The organism is Ideonella azotifigens, from assembly GCF_006519715.1.
GTDB lineage: Bacteria > Pseudomonadota > Gammaproteobacteria > Burkholderiales > Burkholderiaceae_C > Ideonella > Ideonella azotifigens.
Map to the genome: position 1 here is coordinate 1 of NZ_VIDT01001213.1, position 394 is coordinate 394.

Here is a 394-nt window from a genome sequence, read left to right on the forward strand (position 1 = left end):
CGGTCACTTTGCGGACGGGGCATCGAAGCCAGAACGCGGGTGACGCAGCAGGTTGGCCATGGCCGCCGCATACAGCGCCAGCGCGGTCAGGGCCAACAGAAGGCCGCCGAGGCCCAGCCGGGCAATGGCCCGCAGCAGCCAGCGGATGTTGAAGCCCGCCGCGCACAGCACCGCATGCAGCGCGTCGCCCTCCGCACCCTTGAGCCAGCACCGGTCCATGCGGTGGTCGGCCTTGGTGTGGCCGATCAGCGGCTCGATGGCCTGGCGCCGCTTCAGCCAGGTTCTCTGCTTGGGGCTGAGTGACTTGAACTTGCCGCGGTGGATCACCTCCACCGGCGCCACTTCCTTGTCCACCCCGCGGTAGCCCAAGTCCACGATGGCGGTTGTTGGCTTC

1 protein-coding gene is annotated in these 394 nt (G+C 68.5%); it reads right to left on the reverse strand.

All coding sequences use genetic code 11. The annotated features are described in order from the left end of the window. Nucleotides 1-3: 3 nt before the first annotated feature. Nucleotides 4-394, reverse strand: a 391-nt coding sequence (locus tag FKP22_RS31660) for a transposase (protein WP_375140647.1), incomplete at its 5' end; no start/stop codon positions are given.